The sequence below is a fragment of the Nocardia sp. NPDC003345 genome, assembly GCF_053589395.1.
The window spans coordinates 1-7,435 of sequence record NZ_JBSFRU010000320.1 but is presented as its reverse complement, the minus strand read 5'-3'; the positions used below and the strand labels follow the sequence as shown (position 1 = coordinate 7,435).

5 protein-coding genes are annotated in these 7,435 nt (G+C 68.9%); 3 read left to right on the top strand and 2 right to left on the bottom strand.

Annotated elements, in window-relative coordinates; all coding sequences use genetic code 11:
* Position 1 precedes the first annotated feature (1 nt).
* Complete coding sequence (locus ACWDU1_RS26480; protein ID WP_450002524.1) at positions 2 to 1,450, top strand: short-chain fatty acyl-CoA regulator family protein; 1,449 nt, start codon at positions 2 to 4, stop codon at positions 1,448 to 1,450.
* Positions 1,451 to 1,535: 85 nt separating this feature from the next.
* Here the strand turns inward: ACWDU1_RS26480 and ACWDU1_RS26475 are convergent, their stop codons facing one another.
* Positions 1,536 to 3,215, bottom strand: coding sequence for an acyl-CoA synthetase (locus tag ACWDU1_RS26475; RefSeq protein WP_450002523.1), 1,680 nt, complete (start codon positions 3,213 to 3,215; stop codon positions 1,536 to 1,538).
* 210 nt (positions 3,216 to 3,425) lie between these two features.
* Between ACWDU1_RS26475 and ACWDU1_RS26470 the strand changes: the two genes are divergently transcribed.
* Positions 3,426 to 4,280, top strand: coding sequence for an oxygenase MpaB family protein (locus tag ACWDU1_RS26470; RefSeq protein ID WP_450002521.1), 855 nt, complete (start codon positions 3,426 to 3,428; stop codon positions 4,278 to 4,280).
* Between the two features lie 15 nt (positions 4,281 to 4,295).
* On the opposite strand, the gene ACWDU1_RS26465 is transcribed toward ACWDU1_RS26470, so the two are convergent.
* On the bottom strand, positions 4,296 to 4,916 hold the full coding sequence (locus ACWDU1_RS26465) for a TetR/AcrR family transcriptional regulator (RefSeq protein WP_450002520.1): 621 nt from the start codon (positions 4,914 to 4,916) through the stop codon (positions 4,296 to 4,298).
* A 187-nt stretch (positions 4,917 to 5,103) separates the two neighbouring features.
* Between ACWDU1_RS26465 and ACWDU1_RS26460 the strand changes: the two genes are divergently transcribed.
* A complete protein-coding gene (locus ACWDU1_RS26460; RefSeq protein ID WP_450002518.1) occupies positions 5,104 to 7,353 on the top strand; it encodes an MMPL family transporter in 2,250 nt (749 codons plus the stop codon).
* The last annotated feature ends 82 nt before the right edge of the window (positions 7,354 to 7,435 follow it).

Here is a 7,435-nt window from a genome sequence, read left to right as displayed (position 1 = left end):
GGTGGAGCGTATGTACGCGGGCGGGCGCCTGCGCGGACTTCGGGAGCAGCGCGGACTCTCACAATCGGGCCTGGCCAAGACGCTGGGGCTATCGGTCAGCTATGTCAATCAGCTCGAGCACGACCAGCGCCCGCTGACCGTACCGGTCCTACTCCGCCTCAACAGCGCCTTCGATCTGGATGTGGGCTTCTTCGCCCCCGATACCGACGCGCGGCTGATCTCGGATCTCCAAGAGGTCTTTGCCGAGGATCCCGACGGCGCCGCGTTATCGGTCGCCGAACTGGACGATCTCGTCTCCCGGGTGCCCGCCGCGGCTCGCGCGCTGGTCGGATTGCATCGGCGCCTGCACAACACGACCCAGCAGCTGGAGCGTTTCGCCGCCGGGGTCGACACCCCCGCTCCGGATACCGGCACCGCGATGCCGTACGAGGATGTCCGGGACTTCTTCTACGACCGCCGCAACCACATCCCGGAACTGGACACCGCGGCCGAAGAGCTGTTCCAGCGCAACGAACTCGGCCTCGGCGGTCTCGACCTGCAACTCGCCCGCCTGCTGCGCGAACGGCACGATATCGCGGTACGCATCCGCACCGACGACCCGGATCGTCCCGGCCCCAAACGGATCTATGATTCCGCTGATCGCATCCTCACTGTCGCCCGCCGGCTCTCCCCCGGCCAGCGCGCCTTCCAGCTCGCCACTCAGCTGGCCTTTCTCACGCAGAACGACGTACTCGACGACCTCGTCGCGGGCGCCGAAGCCGTGCCTGCCGAATCCCGGGGTCTGCTACGCATCGGATTGGCCAACTATTTCGCCGGGGCGCTGATACTGCCCTACCGGCAGTTCCATTCCGCCGCCGAGGAACTGCACTACGACATCGAACTACTCGCCGCGAAATTCGAGGTCGGCTTCGAAACCGTCTGCCACCGCCTGTCCACCCTGCAGCGCCGCGGCCGGCGGGGGGTGCCGTTCTTCTTCGTCCGGACCGACCGGGCGGGCAATATCTCGAAACGGCAGTCCGCCACCGCGTTCCACTTCTCCCGGGTCGGCGGCAGCTGCCCGCTGTGGGTGGTGCACGACGCGTTCGCGACCCCGGGCCGGATCCGCACCCAGATCGCCGAAATGCCCGACGGTCGCCGCTATCTCTGGCTGGCCCGGACCACCGACGAGAACACTCCGGGATATTTCGCGCCGACCCGCGAGTTCGCGGTCGGGCTCGGCTGCGATATCGCCTACGCCGACCGCCTCGTCTATTCGCACAGCCTTCCGCTCGCCGACCGGGCCGCGGCGGTTCCGATCGGCGTCGGCTGCAAGGTCTGCGAACGCACGGACTGCGCCCAGCGCGCCTTTCCGCAACTGGGCAGGCCCATCCGGGTCGACCAGAACCGCTCGGCACTCACGCCGTACACCCCCGCGGAACGCTCCACACGAAGTACCCGGGCCACCGGCTGACACCCGGGGCGCGGCGGCAGCGCCCATACCGGGCGGACGGGTGCAGTAGCCGGATCCCGGAGATCCGGCCCGGCGACGGCGGCACTCAGTCCGCGCGCGGCATCTGCAATCTCGTCTCGTAGGCGACCTCGTAGCTTTCGAGTTCCCGGCGGACCAGCTTGCCGGTGGCGTTGCGGGGCAGCTCGTCGATGAAGACCACATCGCGCGGAACCTTGTGCCGCGCCAGGTTGGCCCGCACGTACCGTTTGATCTCTTCCTCGTCGAGGACGGCGTCCCGGGCCGGGACGACGAAGGCACGCAACCGGGTGCCGAAATCACGATCCTGTACGCCGATCACCGCCGCTTCGAGAATATCGGCGCGGCCCGCGAGCAGGTTCTCCACTTCCAGCGGGAATACGTTCTCGCCGCCGGAGATGATCATATCGTCGTCGCGGCCGTCGATGAACAGCCGTCCGGCGGTGTCGAAATGGCCGACATCCCCGCTCGACAGCATCCCGTCGACGATCTCCTTGTTCCGCCCGTCGGTGTAGCCGCCGAAACTCAGGCCGCTGGAGACGAAGATCGTGCCCACCACGCCGGGCGTAGTGACCTTCCGGCGCTGCTCGTCGTAGATCGCGACCCGGCAGCCGACCGGCGGACGCCCCACGGTACCGGGCGCGACCCGCATATCCTCCGGCGTCGCGACCGCGGCCACGGCGACCTCCGTGGAGGCGTAGAGGTTGTAGAGCACATCACCGAAAGCTCCGGCGGTGCGCTGCGCGAGGTCCGGCGAGACCGGGGAGCCGGCGGAGAAGATCACCTGCAGCGACGAGGTGTCGTACTGCGCGAGGACCTCGGGCCCGAGGTCGACGATGCGCTGCAGCATGGTCGGCACCAGGACCAGGCTGGTGGCCCGATGCTCGGCTACCGCGGCGAGGGTTTCGCGGGGGTCGAACCGGCGCCGGCGCAGTACGACCTTGTTGCCCAGGGCCCAGCCCAGCGTGAACTGTGACAGGCCGGTGCCGTGGAAGATCGGCGCGGCCATCACCATGGTGCCGTCGCGGGGTATCGGCACCCGGTCCAGGAACTGCGCCGATTGCAGTGGCGAGACCTTGTCGCGGGGAGCGCCCTTGGGCGTTCCGGTGGTACCGCTGGTCAGGATCACGGTGCCCCCGGCGCGACGCGGGGCCGGCAGCGCGTCGTCGGAGTTGTAGGCGATCAGCGCGTCCATCGTCACCGCCTCGGGGTCCAGGGGGTGCACGGCGTCGGTCCAGGTGTAGATCCGGGGCGTCGACGCGGGGATCCCGTCGAGGATGGCGGTGAACTCGATATCGGCGAGAACGGCGCCGACGCCCTCGCGCCGGGCGACATCGGCCAGTTGCGGTTTCGCGAAGCCGGTGTTCATCAACACCACCCGGGCGCCCAGTTTGCCCGCAGCCAGCAGGGTCAGCACCAGCCCACGGTGATCACGGCACAGCGCCGCCACCACCGTGCCCGGGCCGATACCGGCCGAGCGCAGACCGCGGGCGAAGGCGTTGGCTTGCCGATCGAGCTGATCGAAGGTCAGCGTGCCGCGTTCGTCGACCAGCGCCGCCGCGTGCCGCCCGCGCCGTACCGCGTGGGCGAGCACGGTGGCGAACGGGCCGTACACCCGCGCGTTGCGTGCGGTGCGGACCATTTCGTCGGGGCGTTTGGGATCGAACATGCCGCGCCGGCGCAGAACGGCGGCCGCGGCCACCGCGTCGGTGAGCGGCCGCAGCGACGCTCGTGGTGCGGGCAATTTCATCGGCACAGGGCAACCTCCGGGCATTCGACGGCATCCGCCTCCCGCAGGCCTTCCGGCGCGATGCGGGGCGGCCAGATGCCGTGCAGTTGTGTGAATCCTCAATCACTTAACACATCGACTACGCATGTGAACGATGAGTTATAGATTGGAATCCTACATAGCTTGTGAGAGACTTGTAGAGAAATCCTCTCGATCACGCATGGAGGTGTGATGTCAGGTTCGGCGTCAGCGAAGTCGCACGAACGGCAACCCGATCCGGTGGAGCGCCGCAAGCATCTGGCCGGTCCCGGCGCCCTGCTCGGCGGACCGGCGAACGTGATCATGCAGCTGAGCCTGGCGCCGGTCGGCCGCGGCGTGGTCGAGAGCACGGTCGACAGCGGGCGTTTCGATCTGCATCCGCGCAAACGCGGCCGCACGACGCTGACCTACCTCGCCGTCGCGATGATGGGAACCGACGAGGAACGCGAGGCCTACCGCGCCGCCACCAACACCTCGCACCGGCATGTGCGTTCGGGCCCGGACAGCCCCGTGAAGTACAACGCCTTCGACCCGGAACTGCAGCGGTGGGTCGCCGCCTGCATCTATCTCGGTGTCGTGGACTCGCTGACCTACCTGTTCGGCCCGCTGAGCGAGGCGGACGCCGACGAGCTGTACCGCGAATCGGCCCGGTTCGGCACCACATTGCAGATGCGTCCGGAGATGTGGCCGGCCGATCGCGCGGCGTTCGCCGAATACTGGGACGCGGCCAGTGCGGAGATCTCGCTCGACGCCGAGGTGAAGGCCTACCTCCTCGGCCAGGTCGTCGACCTGGGCCCCTACAACCGGGTCGAACAGCTGCTGTTCCGCCGGGTGAACAGGTTCTTCACCACCGGTTTCCTGCCGCAGCGCTTCCGTGACGAATTGGGACTGGCGTGGGGGCCGCGCCGGCAGCGGGCCTTCGAGCTGATCATGCGGGCCATCGGAACGGTGACCGCGGCCGGGCCCGAGAGCTGGCGGCTGTACCCGTTGAACAAGCATCTCGAGGATATGCGGAGACGACGAGCCCTCGGCAAACCCCTCGTCTGAGCGAGCCCGGAGCGGTCAGCCCTGGCCGGTCCCGGGTTGTGCTCGTAGCGCGGCCAGCGCCAGGCGCGCGTAGCGGCGCCAGATATCGGGGTCCCGGATGCCGAGATCGATCAGCGCCCGGGACACCCCGGACACCAGCACCTGGACATCCATACCGGTGGCGTCCGCGCGCACACTGCCCTGCGCGCGGCCGAACGCCAGGATCTGTTCCAGTTGCCGTTCGAGACGCTCGTCGCCGAGCCCTTCGACACCGCTGAGGACCTCGATCATCAGCCGGTCCTGGGCCAGCCGGGCGGCGATCCGCTCCAGCAGGGCCTCGAGCGCGTGATAGGCGTCGGTGCGCGCCCGGACCACGGCGGCGGTCGTCAGTTCGTGGAACCACTCGATATGGGTCCGGGCGAGTGCGCGGACCAGGTCGGACTTGGTCGGGTAGCTGCGGTAGACCGTCGCCTTGCCGACTCCGGCGCGGGCGGCGACCTGCGGGATGGTGGCCCCGATTCCGTATTCGGTGAACACCTCGATCGCGGCGGCGAGGACCCGCTCGTGGTTGTGGCGGGCATCCGCGCGCCGACCGGCCCAGCTCGGCTCGTCACCCACCGGCGCTTCTGATTTCGCTGTCGACCTCGATGTCGCCATACCGGTCATCCTCGCGCGTCGGCTGCCACGAAATACCCGGCTTCGCAGTGAGATCCACGTCTCACAGTGGGGGTCGGGGTGAGTTCCTCCACATCTGCCTCCTTGAAGTGGACCCTTGAGTCCGCTTGCTCCTACCCTGAACTATAACCGGACCATATGGTCCACATAGTCGCTTGGAGGACAGCGCATGGCGTGGCAGTTGTTCCGGCTCGGCCGCTGGTCGTTCCTGCACCGCAAGGCGGTGGCGGCCTTCTGGGTGGTGCTGCTCGCCGTGCTGGCGGTCGGCGCGGCGACCCTGTCGGGGAAGACCAGCGATAAATTCGAACTCCCCGGCATCGAATCCACGCAGGCCTTCGAACTCATCGAACAGCGCAGCCCGCAGGCCGCTCCCGACGGCGCCACCGCGCGGGTGGTGTTCGAGGCACCCGAGGGCCGCTCGCTCGCCGAACCCGATTACCACGCGGCGGTCACCACCGCGCTACAGGGTCTGACCACCGAGAACGTGCAATCGGTGGCGGACCCGTTCGCCGGCGGCACCCTCTCCGAGGACGGCCGGGTCGGCTACGCCGCGGTGACCTACAACAAGACCGCCACCGAACTCCCCGAATCCGACCGCACCGCGCTCGAGGCGGCCGGGCACGGCGCCGAACGGACCGGCCTGCACGTCGCCATCGGCGGTGACGCACTGAACGAAGTCGAGATGCCGCTCGCCGAGGTGGTCGGTATCGCCGTTGCGCTGGTGGTCCTGGCCATCACCTTCGGCTCGCTGGTGGCCGCGGGGATGCCCTTGCTGACCGCCCTGGTCGGAGTCGGCATCGGCATGCTCGCCATCACCACCCTGACCGGTTTCGTCGAACTCGGTTCGACCACCCCGGCGCTGGGCACCATGCTCGGCCTCGCGGTCGGTATCGACTACGCGCTGTTCATCATGTCCCGGTATCAGAGCGAGGTGCGCGCGGGCCGGTCACTGGAGGAAGCGGCCGGACGCGCGGTCGGCACGGCCGGTTCCGCGGTGGTCTTCGCGGGCCTGACCGTGATCATCGCGCTGGTCGGCCTGGCGGTGTGCAATATCGGGTTCCTGACCCAGATGGGCCTGGCCGGCGCGTTCACCGTCGCCATCGCGGTACTCATCTCCCTCACCCTGCTGCCCGCGATCCTCGGCTTCGCCGGCGACAAGGTCATGAAGGGCCGCCCCCGCTACATGTCCGACACCGATCCCGGCTTCCGGACCCACGGCCGCCGCTGGGTGGAGGCCCTCGCCCGGCACAAATGGCCCGCCCTCGCCGCGGGTATCGCCATCGCCGCGGTGGCCGCAGTACCGGTGACCTCCATGCAGCTCGCGCTGCCCGACGATTCCAGCAAGCCGGTCGGCAGCGACGCCCGCACCGCCTACGACCTGATCTCCACCAACTTCGGAGCGGGCGCGAACGGCCCCCTCGTGGTGGTAGTCGATACGGCCGCCGCCCCCGACCCCGCCGCCGCGGTGCAGACCGCCACCGACGATCTGCAGACCCTCGCCGGGCGGGCGGGATCCGGTATCGCCACCGTCGTACCGGCGGTCACCGGCACCGGCCCGCAGGCCCGGCAGATGTTCGAGCAGCAGCTCGCGACGGTCCGGTTCGCGACCATCACCGTGATCCCCACCTCCGGGCCGTCGGAGCAGGCCACCAAGGATCTGGTCGACGAGATCCGTGCCACCGTGGCCGATCTCCCGTCCGAAACGGGCGCCCGCGCACTGGTGACGGGCCAGACCGCGGTCGGGGTCGATATCGCCAACAAGCTGAGCCAGGTGTTCCCGATCTACCTGGCCGTGGTGGCGGGGCTGGCGATCTTCCTGCTGATCGCGGTGTTCCGCTCGCTGTGGGTGCCGATCAAGGCGGCGCTGGGCTTCCTGCTCTCGGTCGGTGTCTCGCTCGGCGCGACGGTCGCGGTGTTCCAGTGGGGCTGGCTCAACCAGCTCATCGGACTCGATTCGACCAGCCCCGTGCTGTTCATCCTGCCGATCCTGCTGACCGGCATCCTGTTCGGGCTGGCCATGGACTACGAGGTGTTCCTCGTCAGCCGGATGCGCGAGGCCTATGTGCACGGGGCGCCCGCGCGCCGGGCCGTGATCGACGGGTTCGCCCACAGCGCCCGCGTCGTGGTCGCCGCCGCCATCATCATGGTGGGTGTTTTCGCCGGCTTCGCGCTCACCGACGATGTCATCCTCAAGACCATCGGCTTCGCGCTCGCGGTCGGTGTGCTGGCCGACGCTTTCCTGGTCCGGATGCTCATCGTGCCCGCGTTCATGCTGATCGTGGGTGAACGGATCTGGTGGCTGCCGAAATGGCTGTCGCCGCTGGTACCGGCGCTCGATATCGAAGGCGAGAAGCTCGCCGAACGTCTCGATGCCGAACCCGCCCGAGCAGAGGACGATCGCGTCCTCGCCGCCCGCTGATACAGCGGTCCTCGGAATCCCGGTGCGGCGGGCCGCGGTATATGCCGCGGCCCGCCCCGCGCCGCGCACCGCCGGCCGGGCT

Excerpts from the sequence above, each read along its gene's own strand:
- ACWDU1_RS26475 (WP_450002523.1), bottom strand. The coding sequence starts at position 3,215 with ATGAAATTGCCCGCACCACGAGCGTCGCTGCGGCCGCTCACCGACGCG.
- ACWDU1_RS26470 (WP_450002521.1), top strand. The coding sequence starts at position 3,426 with ATGTCAGGTTCGGCGTCAGCGAAGTCGCACGAACGGCAACCCGATCCG.
- ACWDU1_RS26465 (WP_450002520.1), bottom strand. The coding sequence starts at position 4,916 with ATGGCGACATCGAGGTCGACAGCGAAATCAGAAGCGCCGGTGGGTGAC.
- ACWDU1_RS26460 (WP_450002518.1), top strand. The coding sequence starts at position 5,104 with ATGGCGTGGCAGTTGTTCCGGCTCGGCCGCTGGTCGTTCCTGCACCGC.